This window comes from Pseudomonas sp. SBT1-2, from assembly GCF_028640875.1.
Classification (GTDB): Bacteria; Pseudomonadota; Gammaproteobacteria; order Pseudomonadales; family Pseudomonadaceae; genus Aquipseudomonas; species Aquipseudomonas chlororaphis_I.
The window spans coordinates 1-21364 of the sequence record NZ_JAQZAA010000110.1; the positions used below are offsets into that span (position 1 = coordinate 1).

The following is a 21364-nucleotide window of genomic DNA, read 5'->3' on the forward strand; positions in this document are numbered from 1 at the left end:
ATAGCGGTCTGCCTGATACACCGCTATCGCGGGCAAGCCTCGCTCCTACAGAAGAGGGCTAGATCCACCCGCCCCACTGCAGCAGGAAGATCCCGATATTGGTGGTCACCGCAGCCATCAACGTGGTGATGACGATGATCGCTGCCGCCAGTTCATGATTGCCATTGGCCGCCCGGGCCATGACAAAGCTCGCCGCCGCGGTCGGGCTGCCGAAATACAGGAACAGAATCCCCAGCTCCGCCCCGCGGAATCCGCAAAGCCAGGCCCCCAGGGTGGCGAGGACCGGCAGACCAACCATTTTCACCAGGCTCGAACTCAGGGCCAGGTCGCCGCTCGCGCGCAGCGCCGCCAGGGACAGGGTGCCGCCGATGCAGATCAATGCCAGCGGCAGGGTCATCTGTGCCAGGTACTGGCCGGACGTTTCCAGCCAGGTCGGCAGGCCGATCTGGAAAACCGCGAAAGGCGTGGCCGCCAGGACGCTGATGATCAAGGGATTGCTGACCACGCTTTTGCAGATGCTCCACGGATCGGACTTGATCACCGGGCTGTACACCGCCAGGACAATGGTCGACAGGGTGTTGTAGAACAGGATCACCAGCGCCGCGAGAATCGCCCCGAGGGAAATTCCGTAGTCGCCATACATGCTGGCCGCGAGTGCCAGGCCAATGACCCCGTTATTGCCGCGAAACGCGCCCTGGGTGTAGATGCCCCGATCTTCCCGCGGGCAGCGCCAGATCGCCCAGACCCAGGCGAAGGCAAAGCTGGCCAGGGTGGCCACGGCGAAATAGATCAGCAACCCGGGCTTGAGCGCCGAATGCAGGTCGGCATGGAGGATGCCGAGAAACAGCAGCGCCGGCATGGTGACGTTGAACACCAGGGCCGACGCCGTGTGGATAAAACCGTCGTCGATCCAGCCGATGCGCTTGAGCAGCACACCAAGAAACAACATGGCAAATACCGGCGCGGTGATGTTCAGCGTTTCGAGAAAAATGGCCAGCATGCCGGGTCAACCTTGAACCTGTCGTTAGGCGGCTAATGATAAGCCAGCCCGCGCCCTTAAGCCCGATGGATTTGCCCTAACCGCAAGCAGATCCATCGGACCGCAGGCGTTCGCGGCTATCAAACGCCACGCCCGAGTTGCCCCCGATCGCAGCCTTCGGCAGCAGCCACACGGATCGCGACATGCCATTCAACGGATCCTGACACGGACTCTGTAGCCGCTGCCGAAGGCTGCGATCGCCCCGAAGGGGCGTTGGCGCCCCCATCCACGCTGCAGATCCTGCGGCAGCGGCTACCGGTCAGGTAATCGGCGCCGGATTGAACAAGGTGATGTCGTTGTGCAGCTTGTGCCGCTCGGCCCAGGTCTGCTGCTTGCCACTGGCCACGTCCAGGTAGAAATGGAACAGCTCCCAGCCCAGCTCTTCGATACTCGCCCGCCCGGTGGCGATGCGCCCGGCGTCGATGTCGATCAGGTCCGGCCAGCGCTGGGCCAGTTCGGAACGGGTCGAGACCTTGACCACCGGCGCCATCGCCAGCCCGTAAGGCGTGCCACGCCCGGTGGTGAACACATGCAGGTTCATCCCCGCCGCCAGTTGCAAGGTCCCGCAGACAAAGTCGCTGGCCGGCGTCGCGCAGAAGATCAGGCCTTTGCGGGTGAAGCGCTCGCCCGGCCCCAGCACGCCATTGATCGCGCTGCTGCCGGACTTGACGATGGAGCCCAGGGACTTCTCGACGATGTTCGACAACCCGCCCTTCTTGTTGCCCGGCGTGGTATTGGCACTGCGGTCGGCCTCGCCCTTGGCCAGGTAACGGTCGTACCAGTCCATCTCGCGCACCAGCTCCCGGGCCACCTCTTCGGACTCGGCGCGGGAAGTCAGCAGATAGATGGCATCGCGCACCTCGGTGACTTCGGAAAACATCACCGTCGCGCCGGCCCGCAACAGCAGGTCCGAGGCATAGCCCAGGGCCGGATTGGCGGTGATCCCGGAGAAGGCATCGCTGCCGCCGCACTGCATGCCGAGGACCAGCTCCGAGGCCGACACGGTTTCCCGGCGCCGCTGATCGAGCTTGCGCAAACGCACCTCGGCCAGCTCCATGATCTGCTCGATCATCTCGGTAAAACCCTGGCTGGAGTCCTGCAGGCGGTATAGCCAGGGCTCGCTGAGGTCCACCGAACTGTCGCCTTCGTGCATCACCTGCCCGGCCTGCAGCTTCTCGCACCCCAGGCTGACCACCAGGGCCTCGCCCCCCAGGTTCGGGTTGCGCGCCAGGTTGCGCACGGTACGGATCGGGATATAGGCATCGGTGGCGGTGATCGCCACGCCGCAGCCATAGCTGTGGGTCAGCGCCACCACATCGTCGACGTGGGGATACTTGGGCAGCAGTTCGTCCTTGATCCGCTTGACCGCATGGTCGAGCACCCCGGTCACGCATTGCACAGTGGTGGTGATACCCAGGATGTTGCGCGTGCCGACCGTGCCGTCGGCATTGCGATAGCCCTCGAAGGTGAAACCTTCCAGGGGCGCCTGGGCCGCCGGCACCTCGGTGGACAGCGGCAGGCTGTCCAGCGGCGGCGCGCTGGGCATGCGCAACTGTTCTTCCCTGACCCAGCTGCCGCGGGCGATCGGCTGCAAGGCATAGCCGATGGTCTGGCCGTAGCGAATCACCAGGCCGCCTTCGGCGATATCCTCCAGCGCCACCTTGTGGCTCTGGGGGATGAAGTCCAGGGTCACCAGGCCGTCGGCGAACGCGGTGCCCGCCGGCACGCCCTGGTCATTGACCACAACCACCACGTTGTCCCGCTCGTGCAGGCGGATGTAGCGCGGCGAATCGGAATGTTCAATCAACTGCATGACGCCGCCCCTTCAGGAATGCGCTTGGGAAAGTTGGGTCAGCTCGGGGCCGTTGCTCGGTGGCTCCTTGAGCACCACGCGCTTGATCGGACCGACGATCACCAGGTAGCTGAACACCGCCAGCAGTGCGTTGCAGCCGACGAACACCAGCGCCCATTTGAACGAGCCGGTGGAACTGATGATGTAGCCGATGACGATCGGCGTGGTGATCGAGGCCAGGTTGCCAAAGGTGTTGAACAGGCCGCCGCTCAAGCCGGCGATCTGCTTCGGCGAGGTATCGGACACCACCGCCCAGCCGAGCGCGCCCACGCCTTTGCCGAAGAACGCCAGGGCCATGAAGCCCACCACCATCCATTCGATGTCCACATAGTTGCAGGCCACGATGCTGCTGGAGACCAGCAGGCCGGCGATGATCGGCGCCTTGCGGGCGAAGGTCAGGGAATGCCCCTTGCGCAGCAGGTAGTCGGAAATCACCCCGCCGAGCACCCCACCGATAAAACCGCAGATGGCCGGCAAGGAGGCGATGAAACCGGCCTTGAGAATGGTCATGCCACGCTCCTGCACCAGGTACACCGGGAACCAGGTCAGGAAGAAATAAGTGATGCCGTTGATGCAGTACTGGCCCAGGTACACGCCGAGCATCATGCGGTTGGTCAGTAACTGGCGCAGGTAGTCCCATTTCGGGCCGTCGCTGCGTTTGCCCCGGACCTTGTCCTGGTCCATGTCGACCATGCCGCCGTTGTCGGCGATGTGCTTGAACTCGGCCTCATTGATCAGCGGGTGCTGGCGCGGGCTGTAGATCACCTTGAGCCAGACCAGCGAGAAGACGATGCCGATCGCGCCCATCACGATGAACACGTGCTGCCAGCCGAAGTGATAGACGATCCAGCCCATCAGCGGCGCGAACAGCACCGTGGCGAAGTATTGCGCCGAGTTGAAGATCGCCGAAGCCGTACCGCGCTCGGCGGTCGGGAACCAGGCCGCGACAATCCGCGCATTGCCAGGGAAGGATGGCGCCTCGGCCAGCCCCACCAGGAACCGCAGTATGAACAGCGCCACCACCGCGGTGGAGACGCCGAACTCACCGACATAACCTTGCAACACGGTGAACAGCGACCAGGTGAAGATGCTCAAGGCATAGATTTTTTTCGAGCCGAAGCGGTCGAGCAGCCAGCCGCCGGGGATCTGCCCCGCCACATAGGCCCAGCCGAAGGCAGAGAAGATATAACCGAGGGTGACGGCGTCGATGCCGAGGTCTTTTTGCAGGCTGGAGCCCGCGATGGCGATGGTGGCGCGGTCGGCATAGTTGATCGTGGTCACCAGGAACAGCATGAACAGGATCAGGTAGCGGACGCGAGTCGGCTTGGTCGCTTGCATATGGATGTACTCCCACTAATTATTTTTATGCGGGTAAAACATTCGCTTCATCGACCCCGCCGAGCCTCAGGCAAAGGCTGGCGGGGGTACAGCGGGGCTTACGATCCGATGTAGGAGGTCTTCACCACGGTGTAGAACTCCTGCGCGTAGCGACCTTGCTCGCGGGAACCATAGGATGAACCTTTGCGACCACCAAAAGGCACGTGGTAATCGACGCCGGCAGTCGGCAGGTTGACCATGACCATCCCCGCCTGGGAGTGGCGCTTGAAGTGGTTGGCGTATTTCAGCGACGTGGTGGCGATGCCCGCCGACAGGCCGAATTCGGTGTCGTTGGCCATGGCCAGCGCCGCCTCGTAGTCGGCAACGCGCACCACGTTGGCCACCGGGCCGAAGATCTCTTCGCGGCTGATGCGCATCGAGGCCTGGCTGTCGGCGAACAGGGTCGGCGCGAGGAAATACCCCTCGGTATCGCAGGTCACCAGGCCGCCACCGCTGACCAGCCGCGCCCCTTCGGACTGGCCGATATCGATGTACTTCAGGTCCTGTTCGAGCTGTGCCTGGGACACCACCGGGCCGATATCGGTACCGGCCTTCAGCGCATGGCCGACCTTGATCGAGCGCATGCGCTCGGCCATCGCCTCGACGAACCGGTCATGGATACCCGCGGTGACGATCAGCCGGCTGGAAGCGGTGCAACGCTGCCCGGTGGAATAGAAGGCACTCTGTACCGCCAGCTCCACCGCCTGCTTGAGGTCGGCATCGTCGAGGATGATCTGCGGGTTCTTGCCGCCCATTTCCAGCTGCACCTTGGCCTGGCGCGAGACGCAGTTGACGGCGATCTGCCGGCCCACGCCCACGGAACCGGTGAAGCTGATGCCGTCGACTTTCGGGCTGTTGACCAGGGCATCGCCGACCAGCCGGCCGCTGCCCATCACCAGATTGAACACCCCGGCCGGGAAACCGGCGCGGGAAATGATTTCCGCCAGGGTCCAGGCACAGCCCGGCACCAGCTCGGCGGGCTTGAGCACCACGCAGTTGCCGTAGGCCAGGGCCGGGGCGATCTTCCACGCCGGGATGGCGATCGGGAAGTTCCACGGGGTGATCAGGCCGACCACGCCCAGGGCTTCGCGGGTCACTTCGACGTTGACGCCCGGACGCACCGACGGCAGGTAATCCCCCGAGAGGCGCAGGCATTCGCCGGCAAAGAACTTGAAGATATTGCCGGCACGGGTCACCTCGCCGATGGCTTCGGGCAGGGTCTTGCCCTCCTCCCGGGCCAGCAACGTGCCGAGCTCTTCGCGGCGGGCGAGGATCTCGCTGCCGACCTTGTCCAGGGCATCGCTGCGCGCCTGGATACCGGAGGTCGACCAGGCCGGGAATGCATCGCGCGCCGCATCGATCGCGGCATGCACCTGAGCCAGGTCGGCCTTGGCGTATTCGCCAATGACATCGGACAACTCGGACGGGTTGATATTGGTCGAGTAGTCGGCACCGGCAAGCCACTGGCCACCGATGTAGTTATCGAAGCGTTTTACCTCTGCCACGCGCCCTCTCCTTACACAAAAGCCTTACGCAAAAGGCCGCTGATCGCTCAGCGGCCCCGGGGATGGATTACTGCGCGCCCTGGGCGTCGATCAACGCCGCCAGCGCTTCATATTCTTCCGGCAACAGATCGGTCAGCGGCGCCCGCACCGGGCCGGCGTCACGGCCGACGATGCGGGCTCCGGCCTTGACGATGCTCACCGCGTAACCGGCCTTGCGGTTGCGGATATCCAGGTAAGGCAGGAAGAAGTCATCGATGATCTTGCCGACCGTGGCGTGATCTTCACGGGCAATGGCGTGGTAGAAATCCATCGCGGTTTTCGGGATGAAGTTGAACACCGCCGAGGAGTACACCGGCACGCCCAGGGCCTTGTAGGCCGCAGCGTAGACTTCGGCGGTCGGCAGCCCGCCCAGGTAGCTGAAGCGATCGCCGAGGCGACGGCGGATCGACACCATCAGCTCGATATCGCCCAGGCCGTCCTTGTAGCCGATCAGGTTCGGGCAGCGCTCGGCCAGGCGCTCCAGCAGCGGCGCGGTCAGGCGGCAGACGTTGCGGTTGTAGACCACCACGCCGATCTTCACCGATTTGCACACCGCCTCCACATGAGCGGCGACCCCATCCTGGCTGGCTTCGGTCAGGTAGTGCGGCAACAGCAACAGCCCCTTGGCCCCCAGGCGCTCGGCCTCCTGGGCGTATTCGATGGCCTGGCGGGTCGAACCGCCGACCCCGGCCAGGATCGGCACGCTGGTGGCGCAGGTGTCGACCGCGGTCTTGATGATTTCCGAATATTCGCTGGCCGCCAGGGAGAAAAACTCACCGGTGCCGCCTGCGGCGAACAGCGCCGAGGCGCCGTAAGGGGCCAGCCATTCCAGGCGCTTGATGTAGCCCGCGCGATGGAAATCGCCCTGGGCATTGAAATCGGTCACCGGGAAAGACAGCAAGCCGGAGGAGAGGATGGACTTCAGTTCTTGTGGATTCATTATTCGAACACCCTGGGACGCACATTGTGATGAGAAACACATCAGCCTTGGCCGAAGTTGTAAGTCATCGTACAACTTAAAAAGCAATCGTCAACAGCAATTCGTCAGCCACCGCCAAAATACGCGGCAAAAAATACCTGCTTGACGGGTCAGGATTTTGCTTTATGCTCGCAAAACAACTGTATATACATACAGCTGTATTTTTGAAATACCTACGACATATCAAGGAGCTAGAAATGTCAGGTCTACACACTCAGCAGCGGGAACAGCTGCAGCACAAAAGCCAGATCGTTGCCGATCTGGACAGCCTTTTCAGCGAACGCGGCATTGCCATTTCCGGTGACGGCGACCATCTGGTACTGATCGCCGACGGTCATCACACCATCAAGTATCACAAGCCCGGGATCCTCCCCGCGGCACCGGGCAAAAACCTCAAGGCCCTGCCCCAGCTGCGTTTCGAGGGTGGCGAGCACACCGCCATCGGCGACGCCACCCTGTTGCGTTTCGTCAAGGACGCCCCCGGTGTTCCGGCCTGGCAGGTCGAATTGCACCTGCCCAACGGCCTGGCCCTGACCTACGGCCAGGTGGTGGCGCTGGGTGGCGATTTTTATGGCATCCCCGACCAGCCGATCTGCGAAGGCGCGACGCCGGTGGATCGTTTGCAGCGTTTTACCGCCGCGTTCAACTCGCTTGCCGTGTTGCCGGCGGCCAAGGACGAGGCGAAACAGATTCTCGCGGTGATGCAGAAGGAAATCGCCGCCGCCAACCAGGCGCTCAAGGACGGCCGACAACCTCACGAGGCGTATGACGCCCTGGGAGATACGTTGTCCGAAGAGTGGAACAAGATCACCGGCGGCGGCAGTTTCGCCTCGGCGCTGTTCCCCCTCGGTCGCTACCTGAAGCTGGCGGCCAACAATGCCGACCATTTCGGCGAATGGGCATTGCTGGCCTATATCGCCGGGCACACCGCGGCCCTGCAGCAGGCGGTGCTGGCGCACAAGAACGCCGACGAGAAGCAGCTGGAACTGGCCTACGCCATGAACGCCTTCGCCGATCACTTCCTCACCGACCTGTTCTCCGCCGGCCATGTGCGGGTACCGCGCAAGCAGCTGGCGGCGGTGGTCACGCCGAGCGACCTGGGTTCGCTGATCACCCGCTTCATGCACGACGAAGACAGCAAGTTCGGCCTCAACGTCAGCAACGCCCAGGGCGACCGCTGGCATGCCTATGGCGACAAGCGTTATTTCGACACCATCGACAGCAACAACCGCAAGCAGGTCAAGCTGGCGGTGCAGCGCTCGGCGGACGAGATTTTCGAAAGCTACCTCAGCGGAACGGCCCCGACGCCCGGCAACTTCACGGCGCTGAAGCTGCTGCCGGACCTGAACGCTGCCAAGAGCGGCAACTTTTCACCGCTGTTCGTGATGCAGGGCGACAAGGTGCTGCGACGCAGCGACGTGAACAACCTGAACGATACCAAGACCATCGACAACTGGTGGGGCTGGAGCACTTACCTGCTGCTCAAGGACTACAAGCCCAACAAGCCGGCGGGCTACCTGGAAGCACCGACGCTTGCCCCGAGCATCCAGGCCAATGGCTGGCAGAGCCAGGCACCCAGCGAACCCAACTGGTTGCCGGGCAATGCCGTGCGTTATGCCTTCAGCTACACCAACGGTTTGAACGAGTCGTACATCGGCCCCTGGTCCGCCTACGCCGAACTGAGCGACCGCTTCCAGCCAACCCTGAATGTGCCGGTGGATACCGGCAGCGGTTCCAGCGGGCGTAACCTCTTTCGCCAGTTCCGCGGCGGCTCGCCGGAGTTGATCGCCTCGATCGACAAGACCGCCACCACCTACATCGACCGCAATGCCTGATAAGGACATCGACATGGCTATCAATCTGACTCTAGAACTGGCCTCTGGCCAATCCCTGCAGGGCGCGCCCCTGGAACTGCTGGTCAACGGCGCTCCCGTCGCGCGGGCAACCGTCGACCAGCAAGGGCGCGTGGCTTTCGATGCCAAGCCCGCTGCCGGGCAACTGGCCGTGAGGGTGGACCGCTCGATTCTCAAAGGCCGCTAAAAGCAGCGCGAGCACGCTTCGCGCCTACCGAAGACGAACAGTGTTTCTGTAGGAGCGAGCGGGCGGCGATCCGACTTGCCAGCGATAAAGGCTGCCCAGGCGATGATTTTCTGCCGGCAGAACAGCGCTAGCCCTTTAGGACGCTGCTACGCATTCGATGGAAAGCCTGCTCGCGACAGCCGACAACAGGCGCCAAACCTCCCCGGTCTGGCGCCTGTTGCATTTACCCGCGCTGCGCTTCTGCCTCTTCATGGGCATGGCGCAGCCGTTCGCGGCTGTTGGTCAGGTGCAGGCGCATGGCCGCTCGGGCCGCATCCGAATCCTGGCGGGCAATGGCTTCATAGATTTCTTCGTGTTCACGGCTCAGGCGGCTCATGTAGTGCTGCTGATCGTCGTGAGCCAGGCGCGCCGAATTCAGGCGGGTGCGCGGAATGATGCTGGTCCCCAGGTGGGTCATGATGTCGGTGAAATAGCGGTTGCCCGTGGCCAGGGCAATCTGCAGGTGGAACTGGAAATCCGAGGCCACCGCATCGCTGTCGTGGGCCGCGCTTTCATTGAGGGCATCCAGCGCCGCGCGCATCGCCGCCAGTTGCTCGGTGCTGCGCCGCTGCGCGGCCAGCCCGGCCGACTCCACTTCCAGGCTGATGCGCAGTTCCAGGATCGCCAGCACATCGCGCAAGGTCACCACGGTCGCCGGATCGATCCTGAAGCCGCTCGGGCTCGGCGTGTCGAGCACAAAGGTGCCGATGCCATGGCGGGTTTCCACCTGGCCGGCGGCCTGCAACCGGGAAATGGCTTCGCGCACCACGGTCCGGCTGACGCCATGGGCCTCCATGATCGCCGACTCGGTGGGCAACTTGTCACCGCGCTTGAGCTGACCGTCGCGAATCTGCTCCGACAGCACGGTCACCAGTTCCTGGGCGAGGCTACGGCGCTTGCGTGGAAGGCGGGGCGCCGTGTTCTGGTTGTCCATGGTGAAGATCTTTCTCCGAAAACTGATGACGCATCATAGCTCAGCCAAGTTGTACGATCACTGTTGACTACACCGTCACCGCCTGGTCGACCAGATGCCCGCGCTCGATGCGGATGTGCCGCGGGTGGAAACGCTTGAGGCTGCTGCGATGCCCGACGCTGACAATGCTCAGCCCCGGAAGCTGGTCGATCAGCGCCTGGTACAGGGTCGCCTCGTCTTCTTCGTCCATGGCCGAGGTGGCCTCATCCATGTACAGCCATTGCGGCGCATAGAGCAACGCACGGGCAAAGGCCAGGCGTTGCTGCTCGCCCGGGGACAACATGCGCTGCCAGTGATTGCTCTCGTCCAGGCGGGACACCAGGTGCGGCAGGCGGCAGGTTTCCAGCACCTGTGCATAACGCTCCTGCGGGTAGGTATCGCCCGACTGTGGATAACTCAAGGCTTCACGCAGGCTGCCGATCGGCAGGTAAGGCTTCTGCGGCAGGAACAGATAACGCTCGGCAGGCATGCGGATGCTGCCGTGACCGGCCGGCCAGAGCCGCCCCATCGCCCGCAGCAGGGTACTCTTGCCGCTGCCGGAGCGACCGCTGAGCATCAGCCGCTCGCCGGGGCTCACGGTCATCTCGGCACCGGCCAGCAGGTGCCGGCCATCCGCCAGATCCAGGCCGAGGTTATGCACTTGCAGGGTTTCGCCCTGGTTCTGCACGTCGATGGCGGGCGCGCGCTCTTCGTTTTCGCTCATGGCCTGGCGGAAGCTCAGCAGACGGTCGCAAGTGGCGCGCCATGCCGCGAGCTCGGAATAGGCGGTGATGAACCAGCTGAAGTTCTCCTGGACGTTGCCGAATGCCGAGTTGATCTGCATCAGCTCACCCAGCTCGATCTTGCCCGTCAGGTAACGGGGAGCCGCGACGATGAAGGGGAAAATGATCGCGATCTGGCCGTAGCCCGAGGTGAAGAAGGTCAGGCGCTTGGACACTTTCATGATGTCCCAGAAGTTGTGCCAGACCATGCCGAAGCGAGCGCTCAAGCGTTTGTTCTCGTTCGGCTCGCCGTCATACAGGGCGATGCTCTCGGCATTCTCGCGCACGCGCACCATGGAGAAACGCAGGTCCGCCTCGAAACGTTGCTGGTTGTTGTTCAAGCCGATCAGGCGTCGACCGATCAGGTGGGTCAGCCAGCTGCCGACGGCGGCGTACACCAGGGCGCACCAGAACATGTAGCCGGGAATGGTGTAGCCGAAGACTTCGATACTGCCCGACACGCCCCACAGGATGATCGAGAACGACACCAGGCTGACCACGGTACGCAGCAGGCCCAGGGCGAGCCCCAGGGTATTGCTGGTGAAACTGTTGAGGTCTTCGGAAATCCGCTGGTCCGGGTTATCGGTGTAGCCGCCCTGCTCCAGCTGGTAGTAATTCTTGTGGCCCAACCAGCGGGCGAAGTGTTTTTCCGTGAGCCAGGCGCGCCAGCGGATGGTCAGCATCTGGGTCAGGTAGAGCCGGTAGACCGCGGCCAGGATGGCCACCGCGGCAATCCCGCAGAAATACAGGATCAGTTGCCAGAAGGCTGCTTCATCCTTCCTTTGCAGGGCGTTGTAGAAGTCCTTGTACCAGCTGTTGACCCACACCGAGATCGCCACGCTGAACAGGGTCAGGGCGACCACCGCGAACAGCAGCAGCCAGGCCTTGCCCTTCTCCTCGCTGCGCCAGTAAGGCGTAGTCATTTCCCAGACACGACGGAAAAACTGCCCGCGCACAGTATCGTTGACCGCGGAATACTCAGCGTTCTGATTCATCATCAAGGCTCGATTGTGATAAGGACAAGCATCGAGCCGATCATAGAGGATCGGCTCGCTTTTTCACTCGTCCCGAGGACATTCGTTCAGTCGCGGTTCAGCGACGAACCGGGCGCTTCTGCAACTTGCGCTGCAGCGTTCGGCGGTGCATGCCCAGGGCGCGGGCAGTGGCGGAGATATTGCCTTCGTGTTCGGTCAGCACCCGCTGGATATGCTCCCATTGCAGGCGGTCCACTGACATCGGGTTTTCCGGCACCAGGGTGTCGAGGTCGGCGTGCTCGGAGAGCAGCGCGGCCAGCACGTCATCGGCGTCGGCCGGCTTGCACAGGTAGTTGCAGGCGCCGCGCTTGATCGCTTCGACCGCGGTGGCGATGCTCGAATAGCCGGTGAGGATCACCACGCGCATTTCCGGGTCGAGCTCGAGCAGCTTGGGCAGCAGCACCAGGCCGGAGTCGCCGTCCATCTTCAGGTCCAGCGCGGCGAAGTCCGGCAGGTCCTGCTGGGCGAGGGTCAGGCCTTCCTCGGCGGAACCTGCGGTGCTGACGCGAAAGCCGCGACGGCTCATGGCCCGCGCCATCACCCGGGTGAAGGTGGCGTCGTCATCCACCAGCAACAGATGCGGCAGTTCTTCGCCTTCGACTTGGATTTCGTCACTCATGTTGGTCTCCTCGGGCGCCGTGGGGCAGACGCAGCTCGGTGAGCGTGCCGCCTTCCTCATGACTGTAGAGTTTCACTGAGCCGCCGGCGCGTGTCACGCTGGCTTTGCTCAAAAACAGGCCCAGGCCGAAACCTTTGCCCTTGGTGGTAAAAAACGGTTTGCCGATCTGCTCGGCGATGGCCAGCGGCACACCGGCGCCGTGGTCGCGAATGCTGATGGTCAGGGTCTCGGCGTCCCAATCCAGTTGCACTTCCAGCCCTTCCGGACAAGCGTCGGCGGCATTGTTCAGCAGGTTGAGCAGCGCCTGGGTCAGGTCCGGCGGCGGCGCTACCCGCGGCATCGGGCCCTGGCCCAGCAACTGGAAACGATAGGTGGCTTCGGGGCGCATCAGGTGCCAGCGGTTCAGCGCTTCATCGAGCCAGACGGTGACATCCTGCATTTCCACGGCCATCCGGCGGTTGGCCTCGGCGGCGCGCACCAGTTGCTGCAAGGTTTCCTTGCACAGCTTGACCTGATCCTGGAGCACGCCCAGGTCATCCTGCAGCAGCGGGTCGAGGTTGTCCTGGCGCATTTCCTTGAGCAGCACGCTCATGGTCGCCAGGGGCGTTCCCAGTTCGTGGGCGGCGCCAGCGGCCTGGGTCGCGACAGCCAGCAACTGCTGGTCGCGCAGGCCCTCTTCGCGGCGGATCGCCCGCAGCTCCTCCTGCCGTCGCAGCTCCTCGGCCATCCTCGCGGCGAAGAAGGTGATCACCGCAGCAGCCAGGGCGAAGCTCAGCCACATCCCGTAGATCTGCAGGTTTTCCCGGGCGATGGGGAAAGTCTGCAGCGGGTAGAACTGCGCCAGCAGCAAGGTGTACATGGTCAGCGCGATGCCGGAAAGGACCACCGAGTAGCGCCATGGCAAGGTCACGGCGGCGATGGTCAGCGGCACCAGGTAATAGGAGACGAAGGGGTTGGTCGAACCGCCGGAGAAATACAGCAGGGCACTGTGGATAAACAGGTCACAGGCCAGTTGCACGGCATATTCCAGCTCGGTGACCGGCCACGAGGTGCGCAGGCGAATGGCGGTGAAGGCGCAGAGAATCAGCGACAGGCCCAGGGTGACAGCCAGTTGCAGCCAGGGCAGCGGCAGCAGGTCGAACCAGTAGGCGAGCCCCACCGAACCGGCCTGAGCGGCCAGAACCAGGATGCGGATGAAAGTCAGACGCCAGAGGTTCTGGCGAGTGGCGGAAAGCAGTTGTACGGGGGCGAGCATGAGCTCTCCTGATGAGCGCTCCAGGCGGATCGCGACGAGTATAACCAAGCAGCGGCCCAGACAGGCAAAACTGCGGCAAACCGCCACAGTCTTGGGCAACGGCCAATCGCAGGCAAGCCTTGCCTGCAAAAGCACCATTTGCCTGTAGGAGCGAGGCTTGCCCGCGATAGAGCGCAAGGCGCTCGCCATCCCCATCCCGGAGTCCGACTCGCGAACAGATTGCGACTGCTGCGCAGTCGAGCGCAGGCTTCGCCAGCGGCTACCAAAGCCCCCGCAGTTGGTATTGGGTAATAGATGTATAGAAGTTGTTAACGGGCCGAACCAGACAATAAAAGCTAGAGTCTGATGGTTTCACGCAGGCTGGGACCCAATACCTGCGGACCGCACTCAAGGAGTTTTCATGCATACATTCAGTCGCAGCGCCGCCCTTCTCGCCCTCAGCGCCGGCACCCTCGCCAGCCTGCCGGCCGTGGCCGCCGATGAGCTTCATTACAATCAGATCTCCCTGCGCGCCGAAGTCAGTCAGGAAGTGGCCCGCGACCTGATGATCGTCACCCTCTACAGCGAATCGCAGAACGCCGACCCGGCCAAGCTCGCCGCGGAAATCACCACCACCATGAACAAGGCCCTGGGCCAGGCACGCCAGGTCAAGGACATCACCTTGCGCCAGGGCAGCCGCAACAGCTACCCGATCTACGACACCAAGGGCCAGAAGATCACCGGCTGGCGTGAACGCGCCGAGCTGCGCCTGGAAAGCTCGGACTTCGCCGCGCTGTCCAAGCTCACCGGCGAACTGCTGACTGATCTGAAAATGGGTGGCATGGACTTCGCCATCGCCGATCCGACCCGCAAGGCCAGCGAAGACAAGCTGCTCAAGGAAGCGGTCGACGCCTTCAAGGCACGCGCGCAACTGACCACCGAAGCGCTGGGCGGCAAGGGCTACAAGATCGTCAACCTGAACCTCAACAGCAACGGTTATCCACAGCCGTACCTGCGTGGGCCGGTGATGATGAAAGCCGCGGGCATGGATGCGGCGCCGGTCACTCCGGAAGTCGAAGCCGGTACCAGCCAGGTCAGCATGACCGCCGATGGCTCGATCGAAGTGCTGATGCAGTAACGTTTTCCCTGCCTTCCGAAACGGCGGTAACCTCCAGCAAAATCAGGTTACCGCCTTTTTTCTACCCTCTATTTCAACCCGAGCCTGAGGGCCTCGCCTTGGGGGGCTGAACTCGGCCAGGTCGGTGATGCTAAAGTTACCGACCTCGGTCGCCCATCAGACGTCATTGATGTCCACCGGGTATACTGCGCCTTTCCTATAAGAGTCTCTCCAAATGACCGCAGATCGCATCGGCGAACGCCTGCGTCGCTATCGCCGCGCCGCCAAGAAAACCCTGCGCCAGATCGCCAGCGAATCCGGTCTGACCGCCAGTTTTCTCTCCCAGGCGGAACGCAATCTCACCGGAGTCTCGATCTCCTCCCTGGTCAACATTGCCAAGTCTCTGAACGTTCCGCTGAACGCCCTCTTCGACCAGCCGACCCAGGCCCAACCCGACTCCCACGACGGCAAGCGGGTGCGCTACACCATCGAAGGCCAGCCCCTGTCCTACGAGCGGCTGTCCAGTTCCTTTCCCGGCAACCTGATCAACGCGGTGAAGATGAACATACCGGTGGGCTACCAGTCGGAACTGATTTCCCATGATGGCGCCGAGTTCTCCTACGTTCTTGCGGGGCAGATTGTCTACACCATCGAGGGGCAGCAGTATCCCCTCGGCGTCGGCGACTCGGTGCACTTCGACTCGACCAAACCGCACTACCTGGCTAACGCCGGCAACGACCCGGCAGAAGTATTGACCGTCACGACCATGGGCCTGTTCGACGACCATTCAGCGGCCTGAAACCCGGCCCATGGTCGCCTGCGCAACCTCACAGACACCCTGTGCGCAAGAGAAATGTTAGTCACGCTTAATTTTCGTTGACCACGATTTCAGCATGACTTAATTTCGGCATCGGCGAATCGTCAATCAACCACATAACAAGCGATCGCCGTCGCCACACAGGGTCCATGGGGGTGCATCCATTCCCCATAGAAGGCGAGTTGTCCCGGCCCACAAGGCCAATCCTCAGATGCGCCCCAGAAAAAGAAAAAATTGAGGTTTGCATGCGTAAGACCTTTCCGCTCCAGGTTTGGCAGACAGCGGGGCTGATCCTCGGCGTCCCACCGTCACACGCCACCCGCAACCTCCACAGTGACAACTTCACTGCGAGCCACAACGTCAACACCGCCGACGATGTGCTGTTCACCCGCCATCGCCTGCAAGATCCCGGGCATCCGTTCTCCACGGCCTCCCTCAGCAAGCCGCTCTACTTCATCCGGTCAACCCAATGCGCCAAACATTTGCGCCAGACAGGCCAGGCGGCTCAACCAGAAGCCAGTCGACACCCGCTCCAGCGACGCACCAATCGGAGGCACGGCTCGCCCTGGATGCCCCGCAAGAAGGCAACCCATGCACCAGAAAAAGCCAGCGCATACGGTCAAATTCGTCAATATTTATACAAATGCGTCATTCCTGTACGTTCGTTCCACTCCTTGATACTTGTGACAGCCCCGCATCTTGCATTGGGTATGGGGCCTGCATAAGTATCGGCGGGTCGACTCATAAGGTCGCCCTCTACACCAAAAATGACAACAAATCATGAGGCCACCATGTTCAAACAAGCAGTCATTCCGCTTTTAGTCAGCGCCGGCTTGCTCGCCAGCGCACCCTTCGCCCAGGCAGCGACTAACCTGGTGTTCTGCTCCGAAGGGAGCCCGGCCGGTTTCGACCCAGGCCAGTACACCACCGGAACCGACTTCGACGCCTCAGCAGAAACCATCTTCAACCGTCTCAGCCAGTTCGAGCGTGGCGGCACCGCCGTCGTTCCTGGCCTGGCGACCAGTTGGGACATTTCCGACGATGGCCTGACCTACACCTTCCATCTGCGCGACGGGGTGAAATTCCACACCACGCCGTACTTCAAGCCGACCCGTGATTTCAACGCCGACGACGTGCTCTTCACGTTCAACCGCATGCTCGACAAGGACATGCCGTTCCGCAAGGCGTACCCGACCGAATTCCCTTACTTCACCGACATGGGGATGGACACCAACATCACCAAGGTCGAGAAAGTCGACGACAAGACCGTCAAGTTCACCCTGAAAACCGTAGACGCCGCGTTCATCCAGAACCTGGCGATGAGCTTCGCCTCCATCCAGTCCGCCGAGTACGCCGACCAGCTGCTCAAGGAAGGCAAGCCGGGCGACATCAACCAGAAGCCGATCGGCACTGGCCCGTTCGTGTTCAAGAGCTACCAGAAAGACTCCAACATCCGTTACACCGGCAACAAGGAGTACTGGAAGCCTGAGGACGTGAAGATCGACAACCTGATCTTCGCCATCACCACCGACCCGTCGGTACGCATCCAGAAGCTGAAAAAGAACGAATGCCAGGTCACCCTGTTCCCACGTCCGGCCGACCTCAAGGCCCTGGGCGAGGACAAGACCCTCAAGCTGCCGCAGCAGGCCGGCTTCAACCTCGGCTACATCGCCTACAACGTGATGCCTGTGCTCAAGGGCCGCACCGACGCCAACCCGCTGGCCGACCTCAAGGTCCGCCAGGCGCTGGACATGGCGGTGAACAAGCAGCAGATCATCGACTCGGTCTACCAGGGCGCGGGCCAGCTGGCGGTCAACGCCATGCCACCGACCCAGTGGTCCTATGACGACACCATCAAGGATGCCAAGTACGGCCCTGAGAAAGCCAAGGCGCTGCTCAAGGAAGCCGGCATCAAGGAAGGCACCCAGATCACCCTGTGGGCCATGCCGGTGCAGCGTCCGTACAACCCGAACGCCAAGCTGATGGCTGAAATGCTGCAGTCCGACTGGGCGAAGATCGGCCTGAAGGTCAACATCGTCAGCTACGAATGGGGCGAGTACATCAAGCGTTCCAAGGGCGGCGAGAACCAGGCGATGATCATCGGCTGGAGCGGCGACAATGGTGACCCGGACAACTGGCTCGGCACCCTGTTCGGCTGCGACGCCATGAACGGCAACAACTTCTCCAAATGGTGCGACAAGCCGTACGACGCACTGATCAAACAAGCCAAAGCCACCCCGGACGTGGCCAAACGCACCGAGCTGTACAAGCAGGCGCAACACCTCCTCAAAGACCAAGTCCCGATGACACCTATCGCCCACTCGACGGTGTTCCAACCCATGCGCGCCAACGTGCAGGACTTCAAGATCAGCCCCTTTGGTCTGAACTCGTTCTACGGCGTCAGCATCAGCAAATAAGGGTCTGCAACGGCGACGTCACCTGACGTCGCCGTTGCCTTACCTGCCAGGACTGCCGGAACTCGAACGCTCTTCCTCTTGCTGCGCCCCATCGTGGTGAGTACGGGCATTTCGGAAGTTCCCTACATGTCTTTCAGGCTCATTGGCATTTACTACCCATGCGGCGACCCCTACCGTCAAAGCATGGAGTGGTGCATCCATTGCCCGGCATTTGCTGCAAGCGAGGACTTGGGATCGATGACATGACCGCCTCCGGATGAGGCGACTGCTCATCGATCAAAACAATAAAAGGGAGAGGGAGCGTCATGCGTCATTCTCTGGTTTTATCCGCCCTGTTGGGCACCGGTCTGTTGACCGCAACCTCCGCCAGCCTGGCGGCCAGCAACAGCCTGGTGTTCTGCTCCGAAGGCAGCCCGGCCGGTTTCGACACCGCGCAATACACCACCGCCACCGACAACGACGCGGCGGAGCCGCTGTACAACCGCCTGGCGGAGTTCGAAAAAGGCGCGACCAATGTGGTGCCTGGCCTGGCCACCCGCTGGGATATTTCCGCGGACGGCCTGCAGTACACCTTCCACCTGCGCGAAGGGGTGAAGTTCCACACCACGCCGTACTTCAAGCCGACGCGTGATTTCAACGCCGACGACGTGCTCTTCACCTTCACCCGTATGCTCGACGCCGAGCACCCTTTCCGTAAGGCCTACCCGACCGAGTTTCCCTACTTCAACGGGATGAGCCTGAACAAGAACATCGCCAAGGTCGAGAAGACCGGGCCGCTGACCGTGGTGATGACCCTGAACTCGGTGGACGCCGCGTTCATCCAGAACATCGCCATGAGCTTCGCCGCGATCCTCTCGGCCGAATACGCCAACCAGTTGCTCACGTCCGGCAAGCCCAGCGAGATCAACCAGAAGCCGGTCGGCACCGGGCCGTTCGTGTTCAAGAGCTACCAGAAAGACTCGAACATCCGCTACACCGCCAACAAGCAGTACTGGGACCCGAGCCGGGTCAAGCTCGACCAACTGATTTTCGCCATCAACACCGATGCCTCGGTGCGCGTACAGAAGCTCAAGGCCGGCGAATGCCAGGTCACCCTGCACCCGCGGCCAGCCGATGTCGAAGCGCTGAAAAAAGACCCGAAACTGCAACTGATCGAAAAGCCCGGCTTCAACCTCGGCTACATCGCCTACAACGTCCGCCACAAGCCCTTCGACCAGCTCGAAGTGCGCCAGGCGCTGGACATGGCGGTGAACAAGCAAGGCATCCTCAACGCCGTGTACCAGGGCGCCGGCCAGCTGGCAGTCAACGCCATGCCGCCGACCCAGTGGTCCTACGACACCAGCATCAAGGACGCCGCCTACAACCCGCAAAAGGCCCGTGAGCTGCTCAAGGCCGCCGGGGTCAAGGAAGGCACGGAAATCACCCTCTGGGCCATGCCCGTGCAACGTCCCTACAACCCCAACGCCAAGCTGATGGCCGAAATGCTCCAGTCCGACTGGGGCAAGATCGGCCTGAAAGTGAAGATCGTCAGCTACGAATGGGGCGAGTACATCAAGCGCACCAAGAATGGCGAGCACGACATCAGCCTGATCGGCTGGACCGGCGACAACGGTGACCCGGACAACTGGCTCGGCACCCTGTACAGCTGCGACGCCATTGGCGGCAACAACTACTCCATGTGGTGCGACCCGCAGTACGACAAGCTGATCAAGCAGGCCAAGATCGTCACCGATCGCGAACAGCGCACGGTGCTCTACCAACAGGCCCAGCAGTTGCTCAAGCAGCAGGTGCCGATCACCCCTGTCGCCCACTCGACGGTCAACCAGCCGTTGAGCGCCAAAGTCGAAGGATTCAAGGTCAGCCCTTTCGGCCGCAACGTGTTCTCGGGCGTCAGCATCGACCAATAAATGATTAGCCAGGCCGCTGGGGGCGATATTCGCCCCCACGCAAATTTGTTGCCTGAATTCGGCGCTCACGCCTCATGCAAACGTTTGCGATGCCTTGAATGAGTTGTAAAGCAAAAGCCGGTCAACCAAAAAGACCGGCATAAAAATAAAGAAAGCAAAGGAGCTTCACCCATGAAACCGAGCAACACCGCGTTACTGGCCCTGGCCATCAGCAGCATCACGGCCATGGCCCATGCGGAAAGCGTGAGCCAGGAATTCGTTCCGACGACCCTGGCCGGTACCAACGCCCAAAGCGAAGCCAAGGGTTTCATTGACGGACAGAGCCTTGGGGGCACCACCCGCAACTGGTACGCCAATGAACTGAAGCGTCGTGACGACACCTTCAGCTACAAGAAAAACAGCGTCAAAAACGATCCCACTGCACCCAAGACCCCGACCGCCCGGCGTATCAACTGGGTCCAGGGCACCATCCTCAACTACACCTCGGGTTTCACCCAGGGCACCGTTGGCGTCAGCACCGAAGTGGCTGCCTACAACGCCATCGCGCTGGACCGTGATCGCAAGGACATTGCCGGTGGCTCCAACCGTACCCTGGCGGACTCCAACGGCGACGCGGTAGATCAGTGGAGCAAACTGGGCCTGGCCAACGTCAAGTTCCGGGTATCGAATACCACGCTGACCGCCGGTCGCCAGAACTTCAGCACCCCGATCATCGACGTCATCGGCAACCGTGCGCTGCCTTCCAGCTTTGAAGGCATCAGCCTGCACAGCGAAGAACTGAACAACCTGTCGTTCGACCTGGCCGGCTTCGACCGCGTTTCGCCACGAAGCGAACAGAGCCTGTCGAAATTCCGTACCGAGTACTCCGCCACCGGCGTGGAAACCGACAAGGTCTACACCGCAGGTGTGAACTACCAGCCGTTCAAGAGCCTGAAGACCAGCCTGTATGGCGCCAAGGTCGAAGACTTCTGGAACCAGTACTACTTCGGCGCCACCCACGAACTGGGCGACAGCCAGGTGCTGAGCCTGACCACCGGCCTGAACTACTACAAGACCGTCGACGAAGGCAAAAAGTTGATGGGCGAGATCGACAACGACACCTACTCGCTGTCGCTCGGCCTGGCTCACCAGGCGCACAGCCTGACCTTCTCGTACCAGGAAGTGAACGGCGATACCTACTTCGACTACCTGCACGAAACCAACGGCATCTACCTGGCCAACTCCCTGCTCTCGGACTTCAACGGCCCGAACGAGAAATCCTTCCAGATCGCCTACGGCCTCAACATGGCCGAATACGGTGTGCCAGGCCTGAAGTTCAACATCTACCAGGCGCGTGGCTGGGGCATTGACGGTACCCATTACCGCGGCACCGCTTACACCGACCCGGGCGCCCAGCGCGGCGACCTGAGCCTGATGGATGGCGAAACCCACTACGAATACGGCATTGGCGCGTCTTATGCAGTCCAGAGTGGTCCGCTCAAGGCCACCGCCATTCGTGCGACCTACACTACGCACCGGGCCAGCGAACACCAGGCCGATGGCAACATCAACGAGTTCCGCCTGGTCACCACCATCCCGTTCAACATTCTCTAAAAACACACCGGCTGGTTGGCGA

Annotated in this window: 17 protein-coding genes; 8 read left to right on the top strand and 9 right to left on the bottom strand. The window is 62.0% G+C overall.

Annotated elements, in window-relative coordinates; genetic code table 11:
• Nucleotides 1–58: 58 nt before the first annotated feature.
• From PVZ78_RS24915 to kdgD, 5 genes are all read right to left on the bottom strand, one after another.
• Nucleotides 59–1000: an AEC family transporter gene (locus PVZ78_RS24915; RefSeq protein ID WP_102676275.1), complete on the bottom strand. Its 942-nt coding sequence runs from the start codon at nucleotides 998–1000 to the stop codon at nucleotides 59–61.
• 298 nt (nucleotides 1001–1298) lie between these two features.
• Nucleotides 1299–2852: a galactarate dehydratase gene (gene garD, locus PVZ78_RS24920; protein ID WP_053268212.1), complete on the bottom strand. Its 1554-nt coding sequence runs from the start codon at nucleotides 2850–2852 to the stop codon at nucleotides 1299–1301.
• A 12-nt stretch (nucleotides 2853–2864) separates the two neighbouring features.
• On the bottom strand, nucleotides 2865–4229 hold the full coding sequence (locus PVZ78_RS24925; protein WP_273829436.1) for an MFS transporter: 1365 nt from the start codon (nucleotides 4227–4229) through the stop codon (nucleotides 2865–2867).
• A 98-nt stretch (nucleotides 4230–4327) separates the two neighbouring features.
• Nucleotides 4328–5773, bottom strand: coding sequence for an aldehyde dehydrogenase family protein (locus PVZ78_RS24930; RefSeq protein WP_273829437.1), 1446 nt, complete (start codon nucleotides 5771–5773; stop codon nucleotides 4328–4330).
• A 67-nt stretch (nucleotides 5774–5840) separates the two neighbouring features.
• Complete coding sequence (kdgD, locus tag PVZ78_RS24935; protein ID WP_273829438.1) at nucleotides 5841–6752, bottom strand: 5-dehydro-4-deoxyglucarate dehydratase; 912 nt, start codon at nucleotides 6750–6752, stop codon at nucleotides 5841–5843.
• Between the two features lie 236 nt (nucleotides 6753–6988).
• On the opposite strand from kdgD, the gene PVZ78_RS24940 reads away from it, so the two are divergent.
• Together PVZ78_RS24940 and PVZ78_RS24945 are read left to right on the top strand one after the other, a co-directional pair.
• Complete coding sequence (locus tag PVZ78_RS24940) at nucleotides 6989–8626, top strand: hypothetical protein (protein WP_009046978.1); 1638 nt, start codon at nucleotides 6989–6991, stop codon at nucleotides 8624–8626.
• Nucleotides 8627–8639: 13 nt separating this feature from the next.
• Complete coding sequence (locus PVZ78_RS24945; protein WP_009046977.1) at nucleotides 8640–8831, top strand: hypothetical protein; 192 nt, start codon at nucleotides 8640–8642, stop codon at nucleotides 8829–8831.
• A 223-nt stretch (nucleotides 8832–9054) separates the two neighbouring features.
• On the opposite strand, the gene PVZ78_RS24950 is transcribed toward PVZ78_RS24945, so the two are convergent.
• The 4 genes from PVZ78_RS24950 to PVZ78_RS24965 all read right to left on the bottom strand — a co-directional run bounded on the left by PVZ78_RS24950 (nucleotide 9055) and on the right by PVZ78_RS24965 (nucleotide 13512).
• Nucleotides 9055–9804, bottom strand: coding sequence for a FadR/GntR family transcriptional regulator (locus PVZ78_RS24950; protein ID WP_009042168.1), 750 nt, complete (start codon nucleotides 9802–9804; stop codon nucleotides 9055–9057).
• A 67-nt stretch (nucleotides 9805–9871) separates the two neighbouring features.
• Nucleotides 9872–11599 (bottom strand): ABC transporter ATP-binding protein/permease, encoded by a 1728-nt coding sequence (locus tag PVZ78_RS24955; RefSeq protein ID WP_009046976.1) that lies wholly within the window; start codon nucleotides 11597–11599, stop codon nucleotides 9872–9874.
• A gap of 97 nt (nucleotides 11600–11696) precedes the next feature.
• Complete coding sequence (locus PVZ78_RS24960) at nucleotides 11697–12257, bottom strand: response regulator transcription factor (protein ID WP_028681664.1); 561 nt, start codon at nucleotides 12255–12257, stop codon at nucleotides 11697–11699.
• Nucleotides 12250–13512, bottom strand: a complete 1263-nt coding sequence (locus PVZ78_RS24965) for an ATP-binding protein (protein WP_009046974.1) — start codon at nucleotides 13510–13512, stop codon at nucleotides 12250–12252. Before PVZ78_RS24965 ends, PVZ78_RS24960 begins: the two co-directional genes overlap by 8 nt.
• A 400-nt stretch (nucleotides 13513–13912) precedes the next feature.
• On the opposite strand from PVZ78_RS24965, the gene PVZ78_RS24970 reads away from it, so the two are divergent.
• The 6 genes from PVZ78_RS24970 to PVZ78_RS24995 all read left to right on the top strand — a co-directional run bounded on the left by PVZ78_RS24970 (nucleotide 13913) and on the right by PVZ78_RS24995 (nucleotide 21342).
• A complete protein-coding gene (locus PVZ78_RS24970; protein WP_016701693.1) occupies nucleotides 13913–14629 on the top strand; it encodes an SIMPL domain-containing protein in 717 nt (238 codons plus the stop codon).
• 214 nt (nucleotides 14630–14843) lie between these two features.
• Complete coding sequence (locus PVZ78_RS24975; RefSeq protein WP_009046972.1) at nucleotides 14844–15407, top strand: helix-turn-helix domain-containing protein; 564 nt, start codon at nucleotides 14844–14846, stop codon at nucleotides 15405–15407.
• 263 nt (nucleotides 15408–15670) lie between these two features.
• Entirely contained in the window at nucleotides 15671–16150 is a 480-nt protein-coding gene (locus PVZ78_RS24980) for a hypothetical protein (RefSeq protein WP_177411728.1), read from the top strand.
• Between the two features lie 66 nt (nucleotides 16151–16216).
• Entirely contained in the window at nucleotides 16217–17842 is a 1626-nt protein-coding gene (locus PVZ78_RS24985) for an ABC transporter substrate-binding protein (RefSeq protein WP_273829439.1), read from the top strand.
• A gap of 305 nt (nucleotides 17843–18147) precedes the next feature.
• The gene (locus PVZ78_RS24990) at nucleotides 18148–19749 is read left to right on the top strand and encodes an ABC transporter substrate-binding protein (protein WP_273829440.1); all 1602 of its coding nucleotides are present in this window, start codon (nucleotides 18148–18150) and stop codon (nucleotides 19747–19749) included.
• A 171-nt stretch (nucleotides 19750–19920) separates the two neighbouring features.
• The gene (locus PVZ78_RS24995) at nucleotides 19921–21342 is read left to right on the top strand and encodes an OprD family porin (protein ID WP_028681652.1); all 1422 of its coding nucleotides are present in this window, start codon (nucleotides 19921–19923) and stop codon (nucleotides 21340–21342) included.
• Nucleotides 21343–21364 lie beyond the last annotated feature (22 nt).